The sequence below is a fragment of the Nocardia sp. NPDC005745 genome, from assembly GCF_040630775.1.
Taxonomy (GTDB): Bacteria; Actinomycetota; Actinomycetes; order Mycobacteriales; family Mycobacteriaceae; genus Nocardia.
The window spans coordinates 128762-147063 of sequence record NZ_JBEXYF010000013.1; the positions used below are offsets into that span (position 1 = coordinate 128762).

The window sequence follows — 18302 nt, forward strand, 5'->3', positions numbered from 1 at the left end:
CGATCATGATCGAAGCCGAGCGACCACGATAGATGGGGTGAATTTCTGGTGACTTCGCCGAATTTCCGCTGGACCACGCGGAATTCGAACAGGTTCTAGCCGAGTACGTCGTGCCGGACGATGGTTTGATCACGCCCGGGACCCACGCCGATGCAGGAAATCCTGGCGCCGGACAGCTCCTCCAAACGCAACACGTACGCCTGGGCGTTGGCGGGCAACTCCTCGAAGGTGCGCGCGTGGGAGATATCCTCCCACCAACCGGGCATTTGCTCGAAAATGGGCTTCGCGTGATGGAATTCGGTCTGCGTGGTCGGCATCTGCTCGACCCGCTCGCCGTCGACCTCGTAGGCGACGCAGATCGGCACCGTCTCCAGACTGGATAGAACGTCCAGTTTGGTGAGGAAGTAGTCGGTGATCCCGTTGACCCGGGTGGCGTAGCGCGCGATCACGGCGTCGAACCAACCGCAGCGGCGGGCGCGTCCGGTGGTGACGCCGACCTCGCCGCCGGTCTTGGCCAGGTAGGCGCCGAACTCGTCGAACAGCTCGGTCGGGAACGGGCCGGAACCGACCCGGGTGGTGTAGCACTTCAGGATGCCGAGCACCGTGTTGATCTTGTTGGGGCCGATGCCCGCACCGACCGCCGCGCCGCCCGAGGTCGGATTCGACGACGTGACGTACGGGTAGGTGCCGTGGTCGACGTCCAGCAGGGTGCCCTGCGAGCCCTCCAGCAGCACCGTCTCACCGCGCTCGAGCGCCAGGTTCAGCTTCAGGCGAGTGTCGGCGATCCGGTGGGAGAAGCTCTCGGCCTGCGTGAGCACCTCGTCGACCACCTGCTGCGGGTCCAGCGCGCGGCGGTTGTAGATCTTGACCAGCACCTGGTTCTTGAACTCCAGCGCCGCCTCGACCTTCTGGGTGAGGATCTTCTCGTCCAGCACGTCGGCGACGCGCACGCCGACGCGGGCGACCTTGTCCTGGTAGCACGGGCCGATACCGCGGCCGGTGGTGCCGATCTTCTTGTTGCCGAGGAAACGCTCGGTGACCTTATCGATGGCCACGTGATACGGCATGATCAGGTGCGCGTCGGCCGAGAGCAGCAGGCCGGAGGTGTCCACGCCGCGCTCTTCCAGCCCGGCCAGCTCGTCCAGCAGCACGCCCGGGTCGACGACGACGCCGTTGCCGATGACATTTGTCACGCCAGGGGTCAGGATGCCGGAGGGGATGAGGTGCAGCGCGAAGTTGTCACCGTTGGGCAACACCACGGTGTGACCGGCGTTGTTGCCACCTTGGTACCGGACCACCCAGTCCACCCGACCACCGAGCAGATCGGTTGCTTTGCCCTTCCCCTCGTCGCCCCACTGGGCGCCGATCAGGACGATTGCCGGCATGGTCGTGTCTCCTACGGTTCGACAGGCAACACTGGCGTGTTGCAGCTACCTGCCGTACTGAGGCGGTGGCCGGAAGGACAGTCTAGCCGACCCGTCCGCGGCGGCATCGAAGCGGATCTCGTCGTAGGCTCGACACCCGTGTGGTCACGGCCGGGCAGGGCTATGGTTGCACGGCACACCGAGCGGAAGCGCGGCGTGCACGGGCGAGCCGCAACTTGGTTCGGCCGCGATGCGAGGGGCCCGACGGTGTCGGCTCGAACCGAGGAGGGTGTACGGCAGCTTGAGTACCCATGTTCTCCGCTGCGACGGCGCCCCCGTACCCATCGCCCTCGCGGCGCTGCCGACCACCCAGACGGCCGCCGTCCCCGATTCCGCGGTGATCGATGAGCTGCTTCCCGTGCTGGCCGCCGACAGCCTCCCGCGCCTGATCGTGCTCGGTGAGGATCCCGCGCTGGCCGCTGTGCTCACCCATCTGATGCGCACCGAGCGCTTGCACGTGGAGATCGGATACGTGCCGGTCGAGAAGACCTACGGTTCCCGTGCCTACCAGACCGGCACCGGCAACGCCGCCGCCAAACGCGCCATCGACGGCCGCGCGGTCGAGACGCCGCTGGTTCGCGACGACACCGGCAAGGTGCTCGTGGGCCGAGCGGTGATCGCGGGCATCGGTGGCGAGAAACTGGAGGGCGAAGCCTATGTCGACGACACGCTGCTGTTCTCCGGACGGGTGACCGCCATGCTCGTCTCGCCGTGCCTCGAACCACCCGGTGTGCGGGCCACCGTGCGCAAACGCTTCCGCAAGCGGCGCTGGGTGGAGGGGCGAGCCGCACAGCTCGGCACGCCCGGCGCGATCGTGACCAGGGACGGCGACCGCGCCGATCGCCCGGTGCCGCGCTCGACTTTCTACCGCCACCACGAATCCTGGCTGCTGGTGCGATGAACGCCCCGTTCCCGATCGGCCGCAGGTCGCGCGCGGTCCGGCCGAGCCCGGTGTTCCTGCTCGTGATCGCCCTGACCGCGGTGGGCGGCGCGCTGGCCTGGGACGCCGCACTCGACTCGACCCGAGCGAAGGCCGGTGTCTTCGTCTTAGTCGTGTCCGGCTGGGTGGTATCGCTGTGCCTGCACGAGTTCGCGCACGCCTACACCGCTTGGCGCGCGGGCGACCGCGAGGTCGAGTTGCGCGGCTATCTGACGCTCAATCCGCTGAAGTACAGCCATCCCCTGCTGTCGATCGTGCTGCCGATCGTGTTCATCGCGCTCGGCGGGATCGGCTTGCCGGGTGGCGCGGTCTACGTGCACACGCACAATGTGGCGCCGCGCACGCAGCGGATCATCAGCGGCGCCGGGCCCGCCGTGAACGCGCTGTGCGCGGTGCTGCTCCTGGTGACCGTGCGGATCTGGGGCAGCTCCAGCAGCCATCCCGCGTTCTGGTTCGGCGTGAGTTTCCTTGCGTTCCTTCAGATCACGGCGGCGCTGCTGAACCTGATCCCGCTGCCAGGACTGGACGGCTACGGCATCGTCGAGCCGTCGCTGAGCTACCAGACCAGACGCTCGCTCGATCAGTTCAAGCCGTTCGGCATGCTGATCCTCTTCGCGCTGCTGTTCACCCCCGCCATCAACCAGGTGTTCTTCGACGCGGTGTACGCGCTGTTCGAACTGTCCGGCGTCCCGTCGAATTGGTCGCGCTACGGCGGCTACCTGACGCGATTCTGGACCTGATCGCCGGCGCGCCCACTCGGCGACGCCGGTGCGGCGCAGGGCCGCCCGGTCAGGTCGGCCGGACGGCCCCGCTTCTTCGCCCGCTTCCGATCCGCCCCGCCTCTCGGCCATCACACCCCTTGGCCGAGAGGTCCTTTCGTCCACGTGCGAAGCGGTCGACCGCGATACCCCTCGAGTCGCGGTCACATCGCAAAGCTACGGCGGGACAACGCACGGAACGCGAGTAGCGGACTACTCGAAGATCGAACTTTCGCCGCGCCGCACCGGGCGCGGAGCACGGTGCCCGGCGCTGATGTCCGAATACCGCTGAGTAGTACGGGTTCACACCTCGGGCCGCACGTAGGGATTCTTGACCGTCGGCGGCAGCAGGGCAATCGCCGAGATACGTTGCACGCCGCACACCTGCATCAGGTCTACCAGCGTGGAACGCACCTGCGCGAAGACGACGTGCGCCGAAAGCCCCGCACCCGCTACCAGTTCCGGGCGCGCGCCCTTCGCGACGGAGCGCAGTACCCGGGCCGCCTCGGCGCGGTCGGGCTGCTCGCCGGGGTCGGCCAGCATCATCCGGCGCACTACGTCGACGGCTTGGCCGAGGCGCTCCACCTCGTCGATCAAGCCGGGATCGAGGATTTCGTCGTCGCGCACCAGGGTCAGCGAGCGCCGCAACAGGACTCGGGTGTTGCGGATGGCGTTGTCCAGTGGGTCCGCGGTGGCCCTGATGCGTTCGAGACGGTCACGGGAGTTCCAGTACAACGGCGAGATCCGGCTGATCTCCCTGCCGCCTTCCAAGGTGGCGCGCAAGGAGTCGATCTGCGGCTGCGTGGCGCGCATCGCCGACAGCGCGTGGTGCAGCTTCTCCGGATCCTGTTCGAGCAGTCCGTCGGCGCAGCTGCTGATCGATCTGCCCATCACGGCGAGGATGTCCGCGGCGAGCGTCCGCGCTCTGCGCACCGGATGCAGCGGGATCGCGGCGACCACCAGCACGCCGACCAGACCACCCACCAAGGCGTCGATCATGCGGGAGAGGCCGCCGCCCGCCGATGGCGGGAGCAACGTCGCGACGAGCACGGCGGAACCGGCCGCCTGCACGGTGATGACCGAACCGCCGTCCAGGAACACCGCCGCGGCCATGGCGACCGCGACCACCAGCGCGATCTGCCACACGCCGGTGCCGACGCGGGAGATGAACAGATCGCCGATGCCGATGCCGACCGCGACGCCGACCACCAGTTCCACCGAGCGACGCAGCCGCGCGCCGAAGGAGATGCCCATCGACACCACGGCTGCGGTCGGCGCGAAGAACGGAAGCGCGTGACCGATCACGTGATGGGCGAGGAACCAGGCCAGCGCGGCGCCGACCGAACACTGGATGATCGGCAGCGCCGACCGGCGCAGCCGCGACCAGGAGGCGCGCAGCCTCGCCATGCTGTTCGCGCGGGCCACGCCGACCCGGGACCTCGGGTCGAACGCACCCCTCGCCCGGCCACCACCCCTGCTCGAATCGCTACGCGGTACTCCGATCACTACGACTCAGTCGAGGCCGAGCTCCGCGGCCGCCCGAGGGTCGCAGTCTTCCAGCAGATCGAGGCAGCGGGCGTACTCGTCGGTCTCGCCGATCAGCTTGGCGGCCCGGGCCAGCGCGCCGACGCTGCGCAGGAAGCCCCGATTGGGCTCGTGGCTCCACGGCACGGGACCGAAGCCCTTCCAGCCGTTGCGGCGCAGCAGGTCCAGGCCGCGATGGTAGCCGGTGCGGGCGAACGCGTACGCGGCGACGATGTCGTGATTGATCGCCTCGTCCTGGGCTTCACCACGGGTCAGCGCCGCCTCGGCGAGGTACGCCCAGGCGATCGAGGCGGCCGGATGCTCGGCCGCGACCCGCACCGGATCGGCGTTGTCGAGCAGCGCGTCCTCGGCGTCGGGGATTTCGGGTAGCAGTACCGGTTGCGGTCCGAGCAGGTCACCGAACGAGGTCATGCGGTTCATTGTGCACGGCACGACGGTTTGCTCGACAGGCGGCTTCGCCCGCCGGGCGCAGGTCCGAGGACGAACCTCGGGCGGCTCGGCGTTCGTTCGGCTGGACGTGGGCTGATGCCGGACCTCGTCGGGCCGCGACCATTAGGCTGGCCGTCGAGTTCAAACAGTTCCGCTTTGACGAGGGGTGTGCGTGTCCGACCCGAACGACGAGAAGAATCCGGCGCGGGACAGCGCCGAACCGGCCGACGCCGGAGCCGACGCACACCCCGGTGCCGCCGCGGAACGTAAACCCGACGCATCGGCTGCGCCCACCGAGCGCATCGCCAAGGGACAGCGGCCGAATGCCGCGCCGTCGGGTACGGACCGATCCGCGTCCGGCGCGGACGCGGGCAACCGCGGTCCAGCCCCCAGCGCCCCGCGAGCCGGAGACCCCGGACAAGCACCTGCCAACCCGGGCAGCGGTCCGGCCTCGTCGAGAAACACGGACGCGACGTCGAACACGGCGGGCGCGAAACCGGCGAACGGCCCAGCGGGCAGTCCGAACTCACCGGTCCCCGCATCGAACACGCCAGGTGGGAAACCGGCGAATGGTCCCGCGGCTGGTGCTGACGCACCGTCCTCCGCCACGACTTCGAGCGCCTCCGCAGCGGCGGGCGGCCCCGCGCGTGCCGCGGGCTCCACGCAGCAGCCCGATCCGTCCGGCGGTGCGAAGCCCCCGACACCGGACAACCGAACTGGTTCTGCCTCCCGACCTGCTCCCTCGAACTCCTCGGCAGCCGGATCGAACGCACCCGCGCCCGGTGGCACGAGCGCCAAGGGCGGGCCGTCCTCTGGCCGCGCCGCCGAGGCTCCGCCCTCGAGTTCAGCGTCGAGGCCCGCGGGCAGCACACCCGGCGCGGCACCGGGCGGCACCGGTAAGCCGAACGCACCCACTTCCGCGACGTCCCCGGCGGCCCAACGATCAGCGCAACCACCTGTCGCACAGTCCAGCGGCCAGAACACCCCGCCCGCCGCCGACTCGGCCGCTTCCGGCGCGCCCGCCACGAAGAGCACCTCACCTTCCGGGCCGGCAGGTCCCGGCGCGGGCCAGCGGCCCACGCAACCCCCTGTCCAGGGCAACCAGAACACCCCGCCCGCTTCCAGCGCCCCCAGCACAGCGCCATCCGGCCCATCGGGTCCCGGCCGGGCGAACACCCCAGCGGGCCAGCGCCCCGCGCAACCGACTACCGCGCAATCCAGCGGCCACAACGCCCCGCCCGCCGGGTCGGCCACTTCGAGCGCACCCGGCACCCCGGGCTCAGCACCTTCCGAACCGGCAGGTCCCGGCCGGGCGAACACTCCGGCGGCGCAACGACCTTCGCAACCGCCCGTCCAGGGCAACCAGAACACACCGTCCGGCACACCCGGCACGACACCCTCCGGACCAGCGGGTCCCGGCCGGGCCGATCCCCCAGCGGGTCAGCGCCCTCCGCAACCGCCTACCGCACAGTCCAGCGGGCAGAACGCGCCGTCCTCCGCCGGGTCGGCCACTTCGAGCACGCCCGGCACCACGGGCACGACACCTTCCGGCCCGGCAGGTTCCGGGCGGGCGAACACCCCTGCGGGCCAGCGCCCCGCGCAACCGACTACCGCCCAGTCCAGCGGCCACAACGCCCCGCCCGCCGGGTCGGCCACTTCGAGCGCGCCCGGCACCAAGGGCACAGCACCGTCCGGACCGGCGGGTCCCAGCCGGGCGAAGGACGGGGGCGAACCAGCGCGCTCCGGCGCGGGCGCGTCTGCCTCGGCCCCGGCGCAAGGCGCCGATGCGGAGACGGCCGCGATCGATCGGACGGCCGCACCGAGGCAATCGGAGTCCGGTGGCGCGTCGAAGCCCGGTTCCGCACCGAACCAGTCGGCCGAAGCGCGCACCGTGGTGATCAAACGGGACCAGACGCCGTCCGGTCCGGCGCGCGGTTCCGCGCCGGGCACGGCCCCTGCCGGGAAGTCGGCTTCCAAAGACGCTGCGGCGCAATCCGAGCAGGGCGCAGCGGCGCCCGAATCCGGACAGGCCGCCGCGGAGAAACCCGCCCGACGGGCGACGCCCGAAACCGCAGCGAGTGACTCCACCGGCCCCGAGGCGAAGACCGCCTCGATCCCGCAGGGCACTGAAGGCGCGACCGTTGTGATGCGCAGGCCGCAGCCTCCGGCCGGCCCGGCGACTCCCCGCGCGCAGACGGCCGACGAGTCCACAAAGGGTGATGATCAGAAGAACCCGCCCGGTTCGGATGACGTCACGATGGCGATGCCGGTGATCGGCGTAGACGACGCGAAAACCGTCGCGCTCCCCATCCAGCGCCCCGCCGACGGCGGCAGGCAGGGGACCGATCGTGTGGTCGCGTCATCGGCGGGGCCGGTCCCGATCACGAAGCCCCCGAGCACGCCGCGCCCGGCTTCCGGTCCCAGGCAGCCCGGCCCGCACGGCCCGTCCGCGCCGCCGCAGCACGGCCCGGGAGTCGAGGAGACGCGCCCGTCGCCGCAGCGCCCACAGGGCAGGCCGCGACAGGTGGCGACCGCCCCGTCACCCGCGGACGTCCAGCAGACCGTGCCCGCGCAGTCGATGACGGGCCCGCGCGCGCCGCACACCCGGCCCGTCGCGCCGCCGCAGCGGATCCCCCCGGCCGCGCAAGGCGCCGGGGCGTCCGCCACCGAGCCTGCCCGGAACAACCGCTTGCTGCTCATCGCGGGCGGGGCGGTCGTGCTGGTGGTCGCTCTCCTGGCGGTGATCGTGGCGCTGGTCACGATGTCCGGCGACGACTCCCCCGAGGCTCAGGTGCGCAGCGCGATCACCAGCTACACCGAGGCGCTGAAGACCGGCGACCTGGAGGCGCTTCGCTCCACGACGTGCGGTCCACTGCACGACTTCTATCAGAGCATCCCGAGCGACCAGTTCGCCGGTGTGCACAAGCTATCGGTGGAGCGGAAGAACATTCCGGTGGTGGACAGCATCGACGCCATCCGCATCACCGACGCCACCGCCATCGCGCAGGCGACGGTCTACACCGAAGCCGACCCGGCGAAGCGGTCCGCGCGCACCTTCGACCTGCAGCGCACCGACGACGGATGGAAGGTCTGCGACCCGCCCGGCAGCACTCAGTAACCGCTCGGCGGCGTGATAGCCGACACGCATCGATGCCGGTCGCACGCGTCACACACACCTGGTCAATAGTCCGGTTCAGCAGTAGCATGGCCCGGATCATGAGCAGGGAACAGACGATGGCGCGGCCGGATGTCGATGTCGTTCCGGTGACGCCGACCGGACAGCGATTCCGGGTGCGGGACCATTACGAGGTCGGCCGCGAGAAGGTCCGGGAGTACGCCCGCGGGGTCCAGAACCACCACGCGGCGCATCAGCGCGAAGCCGACGCACGCGCGCTCGGGTATCCCGGGATCATCGCGCCGCCGACCTTCGCGTCGGTGATCGGGATGTCCGCGACCAGGGCGCTGCTCGACTCCGTGCTCACCCAGTACGACCTCTCCCAGTTCCTGCAGACCGATCAGGTCTTCGAGATCTACCGGCCGATCCTGGCCGGTGACCGGGTACGCAGCGAGATCGTCATCGAGTCGATTCGCCGGTTCGGGGACAACGACTTCATCGTGGTGCGCTTCTCGCTGAGCAATCAGCACGGTGAGGTCGCCATCGTCGGCTCGACCACGATCGTCGCCCGCCGCGGCACCGAGGTCGACGCCGCCCTGGACGACGTGGTCGAGAACATCATGATGCACGGGCGCCCGGTCGACTCCGGAGCCGATCTCGCGCCCAATGACATGTTGGTGCCGCTGGGCGTCGGCCCGCTGGTCGAGCCTGCCGAACACGAGCGCACGACCGTGCACACGCTGCCCTCGTTCGACGAACTCGCCCCGGGCGATCAGCTTCCCGAAGGCGCCTTCCGGCTCACCCGCGGTGACCTGGCGAACTACGCGGGCGTGTCCGGCGACGCCAACCCGATCCACTTCAGCGACCACGCCGCGCAGCTGGCCGGGCTGCCGACCGTGGTCGCGCACGGCATGCTGACCATGGGCTTGGCCGGTAGCTATCTCACCGCGTGGCTGGGCGATCCGACCGCCATCCAGAAGTTCAGCGTGCGGTTCTCCGGCTTCGTTCCGGTCGCCGCCGACGCGGCGAGCACGGTCGATTTCACCGGCCGGATCAAGTCGCTCGACCCGGCCGCGCGCACCGCGACCATCCTGCTCGGCGGCTCCTCCGAAGGGCGCAAGCTGTTCGGTCGCGCGGTGGCCGAGGTGCGGCTGCGTTAGCCCGGATCACTCGTTCACGACCGAGTGCATCAGGTAGACGTTGTAGTCACTCCAGGTCGAGATGGTGAAGTAGAGGTCCGATCCCGAGGACCACGGGTGGATGAACCCGCCGTACAGCTCCGGATAGGTCAGCGCCGAGACCGTCGGCGTGCTCTCCGACCACACGCCCTGCGGCGTGTCCGCCTCCCGGACGACGATGGCGGCCTTGGTCGTGTCCAGATAGCTCATCTGCCAGACGTCGCGGGCGGCGTCGTAGCGGACGGACAGCTCACCGACGGTGCCGTCCACGATCGGCGTGGCCGAGGCGAAGCCACCGACGGGCGTCCAGACACCGTCCTGCCAATACTGGTAGGCGGTGGTGTTGAGCAGTTGGTCCTCCGGTACCCGGGCCAGGCCGACCGCGCCGAGGCGGGTGTTGGGCGTGCCGAACATGTAGACGTAACCGCCGTGCGGAACCATCGCGCTCACCTGGAAATTCGCCAGGCCGAAGATGTTGTCCCAGCGGGCGTGCGGATCCTTCGTCCAGGTCTCACCGTGATCGTCGGAGTAGGCGATGCCGCCGTAGTTGGTGAAGAACGTGCCGGGCAGGCTGTTCCAGGTCCGAATCGACATGTAGCTCAGGTATTGTCGCTCGCCGAGCGCGAAACCCGAGGTGGGAATGGTGGTGACCTCGACGTTGTCGAGTTTCCGGCTGGAGAGCACCTCGGCCGCGTGGCAGCGGTCGTCGGTGACCATCCGGTCGAAGGTCACCCCGTCGGCGAGGTCGCGGTCGGTGCTGAAGGCGAGCACGTTGCTGCGCCAATCCAGCCCCATGCCACCCGGCGGATGGAAGCCGCGTCCGACGGTGTCACCGAACGCGGTCGCGATCTCGCCCGGTGCGCTCTCCCACATGATGCCGAGGTCGGTACCGTCCACCTGCCATCGCTTGTCGGTGCGGTTCACCGAATTCGCGCCGGTCAGCTTCGCCACCTCGCGGGCGGGGCCGAGGCGAGGGGCGGGCCGGGCGGGTGACTGCGACGCGGGTTCGACCGGCGGCCGCACCGGCGCGGGCCGCGGCGGCACCTGACCGGGGTCGGGACCTGGCCCGGGAATCGCGAAGTGGAACGGCTTGGGATTCAGCAGGATATCCGGAATGCCCAGCTGTCCGGCGAGACTCGGCGGCGCGCCGGGCAGATCGGTGAGGTCGGGGCAAGGATCGGCGCACGGATCGGGCGGAAGCTCCATCCGCGTTCGTTTCGGCGCGGGGTCCGGCGCCTGCTGCGGGAGCACGGTGACCACCGGATAGGGAATCGGCACCTCCACCGTTTTCGGCACCAGCGGCTCGTGGGTCGGCACCGGATCGGTCGCGCACGGCCCCACCCCCGCCGGGCCTTCGGCCGCTTCCGGCGCCGCGGCGGCGGACCCATCGGTGTAGACGAGCAACCCCGCGCCGACCACGATCGCACCGACGGCGGCCAGCATTCGCATCGCCATAGCAAACCCCTCGAAATCCATTGCGGACACGAACCTTGCGAAGACGAACCAGCGGAACGACCCTACCGCGTTCGACTTTCGAAAACCGGCGGAGCGACACGCTCATTTAAAAGGATGAAATTGCTTCATTTGCAAGGAATAGCGCCAGAACTTTGCTAGCGTCCACTCCGCGACGGCTCCTGTCGGGGAGAGCGGCCGTCCGGAGCACCGCTCCGGGTCATTGTTCGAACCTGTTGCCGCCGAGCGCGTTCCGCCGCGCCCGGCGCTGACCGAGAACGGATCACATGAAGAACACGCTCTTGCGCACCCTGCTCGGCATCGGCTCCGCCTGTCTGGTCACCACCGCCGCGCTCGCCATCGGCTCGCCCGTCGCGGCGGCCGATCCACTCACCGACCTGCTCTGCAGCTCAGGATCCGCACAGTTCTGCGCACCGCCCGCGGCGCCGCCGCAAGCTCCCCCGCCACCACCGAACAACCCGCCGCAACCGAACAACCCGCCGCACTCGAACCCACCCCCGCAAGCGCCCCCGGGTGGCCCGTCCTACAAGAACTGCACCGAGGTTCGCAACGCGGGTAAGGCTCCGCTGTTGCGCGGACAGCCGGGTTACGCCCCGCACCTGGACCGGGACAACGACGGAATCGCCTGCGAGTGAATCGCACCGGCGCACCGGCCGCCGCGGGAGCAGGATGGAAGGCGTGACCGAGTCAGTTCTCCGCATCGCGCCCGCGATCGGGGCGGCGCTGCTGGCGGCCGGAGCGAGTGCGCTCGTGCCGTCGGCGGCGTCCGCCGTCCCGTCTCCTGTCGTCGCGATCGCCGGACCGCACGATGACCATCCGATACCGCACAACCGGTCCGGGCCGAAGGGCGACAGCGAGCGCCCCGAGGAATCCGATGGGCGGTCGCCGAAGATTTACACCGATTGCGACCAGGTGCGCGCGGAGGGCGCCGGACCGCTCTTGCGCGGGCAGCCCGGTTTCAACGCGCATCTGGACCGGGACGGCAACGGAATCGCCTGCGACTAGCCCAGTGCCTGGAAGGTGATGATCGTCCCGCCGATTCGGATCTGGTCGCCGTCGGCGAGCAGCACTCCGCTGTCGATCGGATCCTCGTTGACGAAGACGCCGTTGGCCGAATGCAAATCCTTGATGAGCAGACCGGAGCGGCTCGGCATGATGTGCGCGTGGTAGCGGCTGGCCCGCGGGTCCTCCAGCACCAAGTCGTTGTCGGTCATCCGGCCGATGCGCAGACCGCCCTGGGCGATCGCCACCATCCGGCCGTCCGGCATCCGCAGCCGGCCGCTGCGCACCGCGCCCGGCATCTCGGTGACCGTCTCGGTCATGGCCGCGGCAAGGCGCTCCACCTGCCGGAGTTCGACCGTGCTGAGCGGCTCCTGCCGCAGGACGCGCTGCTCCAGATCGACCAGCCCCGGTCCAGGGTCGATGCCGAGCTCGTCGGCGAGCACGCCGCGCACCTTCCGGCACGCCTCCAGCGCGTCCGCCTGACGTCCGGACAGATACAGCGCGGTGATCAGCTGACCCCACAGCGGTTCGCGCAGCGGGTGCTCGTTGGTCATCGCGACCAGCTCGCCGATCACCGAGGACGCGCGCCCGCAGGCGATCTCGGCGTCGATCCGGGCCGAGGCGGCCAGCAGCCGCTCCTCGTCCATGGCGGTGGCGAAGCCGTCGGCGAACTGCAGACCGGCCAGATCGGCCAGCGCCCGGCCGCTCCACTCGCGCAGGGCGGAGCCGAACAACTGCGCCGCCCCGGCATGATCGCCCAGTTCCGCGGCGCGCGAGCCGGCCTCCCGCGCCGCCTCGAAACGTCCGAGATCGCAGGCGGTCTCGTCGATCTCCAGCCGATAGCCCGACGACTCGGTGCGCAGCACCGTCGCCGGGTCGACCCCGGAGTTCCGCAGCGCCTTACGGATGTTCGAGACGAAGACCTGCAGGCTCGCGGCATAGGAGTCGGGTGGTTCCTCGTTCCACACCAGATCGGCGAGCGCGGCCGAGGACACCGCGCGCCGCCGATTAACCGTGAGCGCGGCGAGCAGAGCTCGCGGTTTGGGCCCGCCGACGGCCACCGGTTCACCACCGACGAGCAGTCGCACGGGCCCGAGCACGCGCACATCCAGACTCATGCGCACCAAGCCCCTGACGGGTGAATCAGGGTCAGGCGCTGATCGAGCGTCCGGCGGAGTGCAGGTCGTTGCACGCCTCGACCACGCGGGCCGCCATCGACGCCTCGGCCTTCTTCAGGTAGCTGCGCGGGTCGTAGGCCTTCTTGTTGCCCACTTCGCCGTCGATCTTCAGCACGCCGTCGTAGTTGGCGAACATGTGCCCGGCCACCGGCCGCGTGAACGCGTACTGGGTGTCGGTGTCGACGTTCATCTTCACCACGCCGAAGCGCAGCGAGTCCTCGATCTCGGACTTCAGCGAGCCGGAACCGCCGTGGAAGACGAAGTCGAACGGCTGCGCGTCGGCGCCGAGGCCGAGCTTGGCCGCCGCGACGCGCTGACCCTCGGCGAGCACCTCGGGCTTGAGCACGACGTTGCCCGGCTTGTACACGCCGTGCACGTTGCCGAAGGTGGCCGCGAGCAGGTACTTGCCGTTCTCGCCAGAGCCGAGGGCGTCGATGGTCTTCTGGAAGTCCTCCGGCGAGGTGTAGAGCTTCTCGTTGATCTCCGCCTCGACGCCGTCCTCTTCACCGCCGACGACACCGATCTCGACCTCGAGAATGATGTTCGCGGCGTGCGTGGCCTTCAGCAGTTCCTTGGCGATCTCGAGGTTCTCGTCGATCGGAATCGCGGAGCCGTCCCACATGTGCGACTGGAACAGCGGGTTCTTACCCGCGTTGACCCGCTCCTGGGAGATCGCCAGCAGCGGCCGGACGAAGGTGTCCAGCTTGTCCTTGGGGCAGTGGTCGGTGTGCAGCGCGATGGTCACGTCGTACCTGGCCGCGACCACGTGCGCGAACTCGGCCAGCGCCACCGCGCCGGTGACCATGTCCTTCACACCCTGGCCGGAGCCGAATTCCGCGCCGCCGGTGGAGAACTGGATGATGCCGTCGCTGCCCGCGTCCGCGAAACCCTTGATGGCCGCGTTGACCGTCTCCGACGACGTGCAGTTGATGGCCGGGAAGGCGAAGGAATTGGCTTTGGCCCGACCGAGCATCTCGGCGTAGACCTCCGGAGTCGCGATGGGCACAGTAAGACCTCCGTGTTGTGCGGCAAAGACCTATTTTGTCAGTCCTTACCCTAAGGCAGCTGTGTTTCGCCTGGTATGCAGGGAGGGAGTGGACAGGTGACCCACCGGTAATTTCGCGCACTGCGCGAGCATTCTCAGGCGGAGCCGGTACTGTGGGGCCGGTAATTTGCGCTGGCAGCTTCCGACGCGGTGGCAAGCGATGCACGCCAGCCGTATCGGGACAGGAGGCCACGTGATTCTGCAGGCAGCGACAGAATCGGTGACGAGCAACCTCGCGCTTACCGAGTTGCTCGACCCGATGCACCTGCTCACGGAGACGTGGCTGAAGAACGCGGTGCTGCCGGCCATCCTGGTCATCGTCTTCATCGAGACCGGCTTGCTGTTCCCGATCCTGCCCGGCGATTCGCTGCTGTTCACCGGCGGCCTGCTGTCCGCGCAGCCGAATCCGCCGGTGTCGATCTGGGTTCTGGTGCCCGCCGTCGTCCTGGTCGCGTTCGCGGGCGACCAGTGTGCCTACTGGATCGGACGAGCGATCGGACCGGCGCTGTTCCAGAAAGAGGACACCCGGTTCTTCAAGAAGCATTACGTCACGGAGACCCACGAATTCTTCGAGAAGCACGGCCCGAAGACGATCGTCCTGGCCCGGTTCGTGCCGATCGTGCGCACCTTCATGCCGGTCCTGGCCGGAGTCTCCAAAATGGACTATCGCAAGTACGTCGCGTTCGACATCGTCGGCGCGGTGCTGTGGGGCGGCGGCGTCACGGTGCTCGGCTACTTCCTGGGCAACGTCGCGTTCATCCGTAACCACGTCGAGGCGATCTTCCTGCTCATCGTCTTCGTGTCGATCCTGCCCGGCATCACCGCCGTGGTGAAGAAGATTCGCCGCGGTACACCCGTGTCCGAGGCGGTCGAGAGCGAGCTGACCGCTTCGACCAGCGAGCGCACCCGCTGAAGCCGGTGACGACGGACTCGTCGCCCCTAGCGGTGGGCAGTTTCGATCCGCTACTCTCCGCGGGCCCCGCGCTCGTCTGGGCAGTGGTGTTGACCTTCGTCTTCCTCGAGTGCGCGGTGATCCTCGGGCTGTTCCTGCCCGGTGACTCGATGCTCATCACCGCGGGCATCGTGATGGCATCGCACGCTTCGGGCGAGGCGCATGTGTGGGCGCTGTCGCTGGGCGCGATGGTGGCGGCCATCGCGGGCAACCAGGTCGGCTACGTCATCGGGCATCGGACCGGACGGCATCTGGTCGCCCGCAAGAACGGCAGATACATCAACGTCCGCAATCTGCAGCGCGTCGCCGAACTGCTGCACCGGCACGGATTCGTCGCGGTGCTGGTCGCCCGGTGGATCCCCTGGGTGCGCACCCTGTGCCCCTCGGTCGCGGGCGCGGCGCGAATGGACCACCGCAAATTCACCGTGGCCAGCACCGTCGGGGCGATCGTCTGGGCGCCGGTGCTGTTGCTCATCGGCTACTACGCGGGCAACTTCCTGGGGCGGGTGCCGTGGCTGATGCCGATCGTGATCGGCACGCTGGTGGTGGGCTTGATCATCGGGACGGTGCTCGGCGTGCGGCACTACCGGCAGGAGATGTCCCAGCCCGCAGAGGACTTCGCGCTGGAGACGGCCCCGGGCGCGGTGCTGGAGTCCGAGAGCTGATCCGCGCTCACAGCCCCGCGGCGCTGACCTGGTAGGCCGCCTCCATGAGCAGCCAGCCGGACAACTGCACCGACATGTCGCGTCCCGGCACCTTCGACGAGGTCACCGAGCCGCCCGCGGTGAAGTAACCGGCTCCCGCGCTGCCGCCGGGCAGTTGCGCGGGCTTGCTCCAGTCGTGCCCGAACAAGGGTTCGCCCTCCACTTGCAGCCGGTTCGCCCACGCCGCCGCGGCGGACGCGGTGACGATCGCGGCGGCCGCACGGCGGTCGGCGACCTGTTCGGAGTCCTCCCCGGGCAACATCACCGCGACCAGCGCCAGGTATCGGGCCAGGATGCCGTTGAACAGTCCGCCGTCGCCCCCGCCGCCGCCGTTGACGACACCGTCGGTGGTCATGTGTTCCTCGACGGCCGCGAGCAGCCGGTGCACGCGTTCGGTGTGCTTCGGGTCGCCCGTCTGCACGGCCAGTTCGGTCTCCAAGCCGAGCGCCACGCCCTGGCAGTAGGTGAACACGGGGCGCTCGATCTCGCCGGAGGGCAGATGGATTCCGTCGAGGATCAAACCGGTCTCCGGATCGCGCAGCGTCGCGTCCAGCCAGTCGGCCATCTCCTGAGCGCGCTGGATGCGCCCGAGCCGTAACAGCGCGATCGCGGCGGGGCCGTTGGCCGGCGCGTTGAAATAATCCGAACCGGTGCGCCAGGGCAGGCCGCCGCCGATCTGCGGCTGCCAGCCGTCGTGCAGTTGCTTCTCCAGGGCGGCCAGCGCGCTGCGCACGTCGGTGCCCTGGGTGCGCTCGGCGCGTTCCAGTGCGATGGCCAGCCATGCCATGTCGTCGTAGTACCGGTTGGTCCAGCCGGTGATGTTGCGGATGCGATGCGAGCGCGCCAGCGCGGCGATCCGCCTGCGGCGCAGCGGAGTCGGCGCCCGGTTCGCGGCATCGATCGCGCATTCGATCAGATGCGCCTGCCACCAGTAGTGCCACCCGCCGAAGACCCGCTCGCGCTTGGTTGCGGGCCAGCCGACCACGCCGAGTTCGGTGCCCGGCAGCGCCCACAGCGCGCGCAGGTGCCGCGAGATGATCGCCGATTCCGCCATGTCGGCCCGTTCGGACCACAGCGTCGCGGGCGCGACGGCCTCCCGGCCCGTCCGTGCCCGGACAGCCGGCGGACGCGGTACCGCGGAGCCCTTTTCGGCGTGCTCCACGCGCGGCACCTCGATGTCGTCGCTCCGCGAGGTCATGGATCAATGGTGCCAGGCCCGAACGGATTTATGCGCCCGATTTGTTACGAAAGCGATGTGCAATCGTGCCGGTGCGCTCCGGGACCGGAAGATCTCCTGCTCACACGGCCGAACACGCGGAAGGCACTCACCACGCGGTCGTCAGATCGGCGTGTTGCCGCACCCACGCGTGCATGGCGATCCCCGCGGCCACGCCGGCGTTGATGCTGCGGGTGGAACCGAACTGCGCGATCGACACCGTCATCACGGCGGCTTGCTTGGCGTGGTCGGTGACACCGGGCCCCTCCTGGCCGAACAGCAACAGGCACGCGCGCGGCAGTGTGACCGTCTCCAGCGGGACCGAACCCGGTACGTTGTCGACGGCGACCACCGTCAACCCGGCGCGCTCGCTGAACGCGAGCAGCTCGCCGATGTCGGTGTGGTGCCGGATGTGCTGGTAGCGGTCGGTCACCATGGCGCCGCGCCGATTCCAGCGTCGTCTGCCGACGATGTGCACGGCCGCGGCGGCGAAGGCGTTGGCCGTGCGGACCACCGTGCCGATGTTCGCGTCGTGCCCGAAGTTCTCGATCGCGACGTGGAACGGATGCCTGCGCCGGTCGATGTCGGCGACGATGGCCTCCCGCCTCCAGTACCGGTACGCGTCGACCACGTTGCGGCGGTCGCCCGCGGCCAGCAGCTCAGGGTCGAGGCGCGGATCGTCCGGCGGCGGCTCGGCGTGCTCGCTCGCCCACGGGCCGACGCCGTTCGGGTGCTCGCCCCACTCCGTCGGCCCTGGTAGGTCCTGCTCCGCCGCATCCGGCACCGGGTGACTCACCCCGACGATGCTAATTCCGGTCACCGCGCCAGTGACGGGTGGCCGGGTACCGGCTCAGTAACCGGACGAGCTGCCCGCGAACGCGCCGACCAGGCCGAGCACCAGCAACAACAGCAGGAACAGCAAGGTCAGGCACATCAGTGCGGTGGCGATGATGCCGCAGATGTATCCCGCGTTGACGTTCCCCCGCCCACCGATGGTGCCGCCGGAGGCGTCGATCTCGTTGAGCGCCCGCTTGCCCATCACCCAGGCGACGGGTCCGATGAACTGGCACAGCACGAGGCTCAGAATGCCCAGGATCAGGATCGTGGTGGCTCTCGGATGGTCCGGGGGTCCGTAGGCCCCATAGGCTGGATAGCCGTACGGCTGCTGCGGCGGATAGCTCATCAGCAGGATCGTAGTAGGTGTGGCGGGCTACACCACATCTTCGGCGGGCAGCTCCATCGAACCTCGAAAGCACCGCGACGACCATGGATTCCAGACCGAGACAGACGCCGGACCGACCCTTGTCGAGCTCGACCTACCGCCCTCCGAGACCCACCACCAT

General features: G+C 69.4%; 19 protein-coding genes. 8 read left to right on the forward strand and 11 right to left on the reverse strand.

Translation table 11 applies throughout. The features are described 5' to 3' along the window. Nucleotides 1–95 precede the first annotated feature (95 nt). Nucleotides 96–1385: an adenylosuccinate synthase gene (locus ABZ420_RS16120; protein ID WP_357122740.1), complete on the reverse strand. Its 1290-nt coding sequence runs from the start codon at nt 1383–1385 to the stop codon at nt 96–98. Nucleotides 1386–1665: 280 nt separating this feature from the next. Here ABZ420_RS16120 and ABZ420_RS16125 point away from each other — a divergent pair, with 280 nt between their 5' ends. Continuing rightward, complete coding sequence (locus ABZ420_RS16125) at nt 1666–2325, forward strand: hypothetical protein (RefSeq protein ID WP_357122742.1); 660 nt, start codon at nt 1666–1668, stop codon at nt 2323–2325. Beyond that, complete coding sequence (locus tag ABZ420_RS16130) at nt 2322–3104, forward strand: site-2 protease family protein (protein ID WP_357122745.1); 783 nt, start codon at nt 2322–2324, stop codon at nt 3102–3104. Before ABZ420_RS16125 ends, ABZ420_RS16130 begins: the two co-directional genes overlap by 4 nt. A gap of 321 nt (nt 3105–3425) precedes the next feature. On the opposite strand, the gene ABZ420_RS16135 is transcribed toward ABZ420_RS16130, so the two are convergent. From ABZ420_RS16135 to ABZ420_RS16150, 4 genes are all read right to left on the reverse strand, one after another. Beyond that, complete coding sequence (locus ABZ420_RS16135) at nt 3426–4529, reverse strand: FUSC family protein (RefSeq protein WP_357122896.1); 1104 nt, start codon at nt 4527–4529, stop codon at nt 3426–3428. 105 nt (nt 4530–4634) lie between these two features. Beyond that, nucleotides 4635–5078: a DUF3151 domain-containing protein gene (locus tag ABZ420_RS16140; RefSeq protein WP_040870895.1), complete on the reverse strand. Its 444-nt coding sequence runs from the start codon at nt 5076–5078 to the stop codon at nt 4635–4637. A gap of 159 nt (nt 5079–5237) precedes the next feature. Beyond that, nucleotides 5238–6368, reverse strand: a complete 1131-nt coding sequence (locus ABZ420_RS16145; protein ID WP_357122748.1) for a hypothetical protein — start codon at nt 6366–6368, stop codon at nt 5238–5240. Nucleotides 6369–6536: 168 nt separating this feature from the next. Continuing rightward, nucleotides 6537–6986 (reverse strand): hypothetical protein, encoded by a 450-nt coding sequence (locus ABZ420_RS16150; protein WP_357122751.1) that lies wholly within the window; start codon nt 6984–6986, stop codon nt 6537–6539. A gap of 1 nt (nt 6987) precedes the next feature. Between ABZ420_RS16150 and ABZ420_RS16155 the strand changes: the two genes are divergently transcribed. Both ABZ420_RS16155 and ABZ420_RS16160 read left to right on the forward strand, forming a co-directional pair. Further along, complete coding sequence (locus ABZ420_RS16155) at nt 6988–8214, forward strand: hypothetical protein (RefSeq protein ID WP_357122754.1); 1227 nt, start codon at nt 6988–6990, stop codon at nt 8212–8214. Between the two features lie 98 nt (nt 8215–8312). Beyond that, nucleotides 8313–9371, forward strand: a complete 1059-nt coding sequence (locus ABZ420_RS16160) for a fused (3R)-hydroxyacyl-ACP dehydratase subunits HadA/HadB (RefSeq protein ID WP_357122757.1) — start codon at nt 8313–8315, stop codon at nt 9369–9371. Nucleotides 9372–9377: 6 nt separating this feature from the next. On the opposite strand, the gene ABZ420_RS16165 is transcribed toward ABZ420_RS16160, so the two are convergent. After that, nucleotides 9378–10844, reverse strand: coding sequence for a DUF4185 domain-containing protein (locus ABZ420_RS16165; RefSeq protein ID WP_357122760.1), 1467 nt, complete (start codon nt 10842–10844; stop codon nt 9378–9380). A gap of 284 nt (nt 10845–11128) precedes the next feature. Here ABZ420_RS16165 and ABZ420_RS16170 point away from each other — a divergent pair, with 284 nt between their 5' ends. Both ABZ420_RS16170 and ABZ420_RS16175 read left to right on the forward strand, forming a co-directional pair. Beyond that, entirely contained in the window at nt 11129–11497 is a 369-nt protein-coding gene (locus ABZ420_RS16170; protein WP_357122763.1) for an excalibur calcium-binding domain-containing protein, read from the forward strand. A gap of 43 nt (nt 11498–11540) precedes the next feature. Continuing rightward, a complete protein-coding gene (locus ABZ420_RS16175; RefSeq protein WP_357122766.1) occupies nt 11541–11867 on the forward strand; it encodes an excalibur calcium-binding domain-containing protein in 327 nt (108 codons plus the stop codon). Here the strand turns inward: ABZ420_RS16175 and ABZ420_RS16180 are convergent. After that, a complete protein-coding gene (locus ABZ420_RS16180; RefSeq protein ID WP_357122769.1) occupies nt 11864–12982 on the reverse strand; it encodes a BTAD domain-containing putative transcriptional regulator in 1119 nt (372 codons plus the stop codon). The genes ABZ420_RS16175 and ABZ420_RS16180 overlap by 4 nt on opposite strands. Nucleotides 12983–13013: 31 nt before the next feature. Beyond that, complete coding sequence (fbaA, locus tag ABZ420_RS16185) at nt 13014–14048, reverse strand: class II fructose-bisphosphate aldolase (protein WP_357122772.1); 1035 nt, start codon at nt 14046–14048, stop codon at nt 13014–13016. 298 nt (nt 14049–14346) lie between these two features. Between fbaA and ABZ420_RS16190 the strand changes: the two genes are divergently transcribed. Both ABZ420_RS16190 and ABZ420_RS16195 read left to right on the forward strand, forming a co-directional pair. Next, a complete protein-coding gene (locus ABZ420_RS16190) occupies nt 14347–15000 on the forward strand; it encodes a VTT domain-containing protein (RefSeq protein WP_357122899.1) in 654 nt (217 codons plus the stop codon). Between the two features lie 5 nt (nt 15001–15005). Continuing rightward, entirely contained in the window at nt 15006–15704 is a 699-nt protein-coding gene (locus ABZ420_RS16195) for a DedA family protein (protein ID WP_357122775.1), read from the forward strand. A gap of 7 nt (nt 15705–15711) precedes the next feature. Here the strand turns inward: ABZ420_RS16195 and ABZ420_RS16200 are convergent, their stop codons facing one another. The 3 genes from ABZ420_RS16200 to ABZ420_RS16210 form a co-directional block, all read right to left on the reverse strand. Further along, nucleotides 15712–16797 carry a glycoside hydrolase family 76 protein gene (locus ABZ420_RS16200; RefSeq protein WP_357122902.1) on the reverse strand — a complete coding sequence of 362 codons (1086 nt, stop codon included), beginning with the start codon at nt 16795–16797 and terminating at the stop codon, nt 15712–15714. Between the two features lie 271 nt (nt 16798–17068). Continuing rightward, nucleotides 17069–17755 carry a TrmH family RNA methyltransferase gene (locus ABZ420_RS16205; RefSeq protein ID WP_062967807.1) on the reverse strand — a complete coding sequence of 229 codons (687 nt, stop codon included), beginning with the start codon at nt 17753–17755 and terminating at the stop codon, nt 17069–17071. Nucleotides 17756–17809: 54 nt separating this feature from the next. Further along, the gene (locus ABZ420_RS16210) at nt 17810–18142 is read right to left on the reverse strand and encodes a DUF4190 domain-containing protein (protein WP_040870739.1); all 333 of its coding nucleotides are present in this window, start codon (nt 18140–18142) and stop codon (nt 17810–17812) included. Between the last annotated feature and the right edge of the window lie 160 nt (nt 18143–18302).

Excerpts from the sequence above, each read along its gene's own strand:
- ABZ420_RS16120 (WP_357122740.1), bottom strand. The coding sequence starts at position 1,385 with ATGCCGGCAATCGTCCTGATCGGCGCCCAGTGGGGCGACGAGGGGAAG.
- ABZ420_RS16130 (WP_357122745.1), top strand. The coding sequence starts at position 2,322 with ATGAACGCCCCGTTCCCGATCGGCCGCAGGTCGCGCGCGGTCCGGCCG.
- ABZ420_RS16135 (WP_357122896.1), bottom strand. The coding sequence starts at position 4,529 with ATGGCGAGGCTGCGCGCCTCCTGGTCGCGGCTGCGCCGGTCGGCGCTG.
- ABZ420_RS16140 (WP_040870895.1), bottom strand. The coding sequence starts at position 5,078 with ATGACCTCGTTCGGTGACCTGCTCGGACCGCAACCGGTACTGCTACCC.
- ABZ420_RS16160 (WP_357122757.1), top strand. The coding sequence starts at position 8,313 with ATGAGCAGGGAACAGACGATGGCGCGGCCGGATGTCGATGTCGTTCCG.
- ABZ420_RS16165 (WP_357122760.1), bottom strand. The coding sequence starts at position 10,844 with ATGGCGATGCGAATGCTGGCCGCCGTCGGTGCGATCGTGGTCGGCGCG.
- ABZ420_RS16170 (WP_357122763.1), top strand. The coding sequence starts at position 11,129 with ATGAAGAACACGCTCTTGCGCACCCTGCTCGGCATCGGCTCCGCCTGT.
- ABZ420_RS16180 (WP_357122769.1), bottom strand. The coding sequence starts at position 12,982 with ATGAGTCTGGATGTGCGCGTGCTCGGGCCCGTGCGACTGCTCGTCGGT.
- ABZ420_RS16190 (WP_357122899.1), top strand. The coding sequence starts at position 14,347 with ATGCACCTGCTCACGGAGACGTGGCTGAAGAACGCGGTGCTGCCGGCC.
- ABZ420_RS16200 (WP_357122902.1), bottom strand. The coding sequence starts at position 16,797 with ATGGCGGAATCGGCGATCATCTCGCGGCACCTGCGCGCGCTGTGGGCG.
- ABZ420_RS16210 (WP_040870739.1), bottom strand. The coding sequence starts at position 18,142 with ATGAGCTATCCGCCGCAGCAGCCGTACGGCTATCCAGCCTATGGGGCC.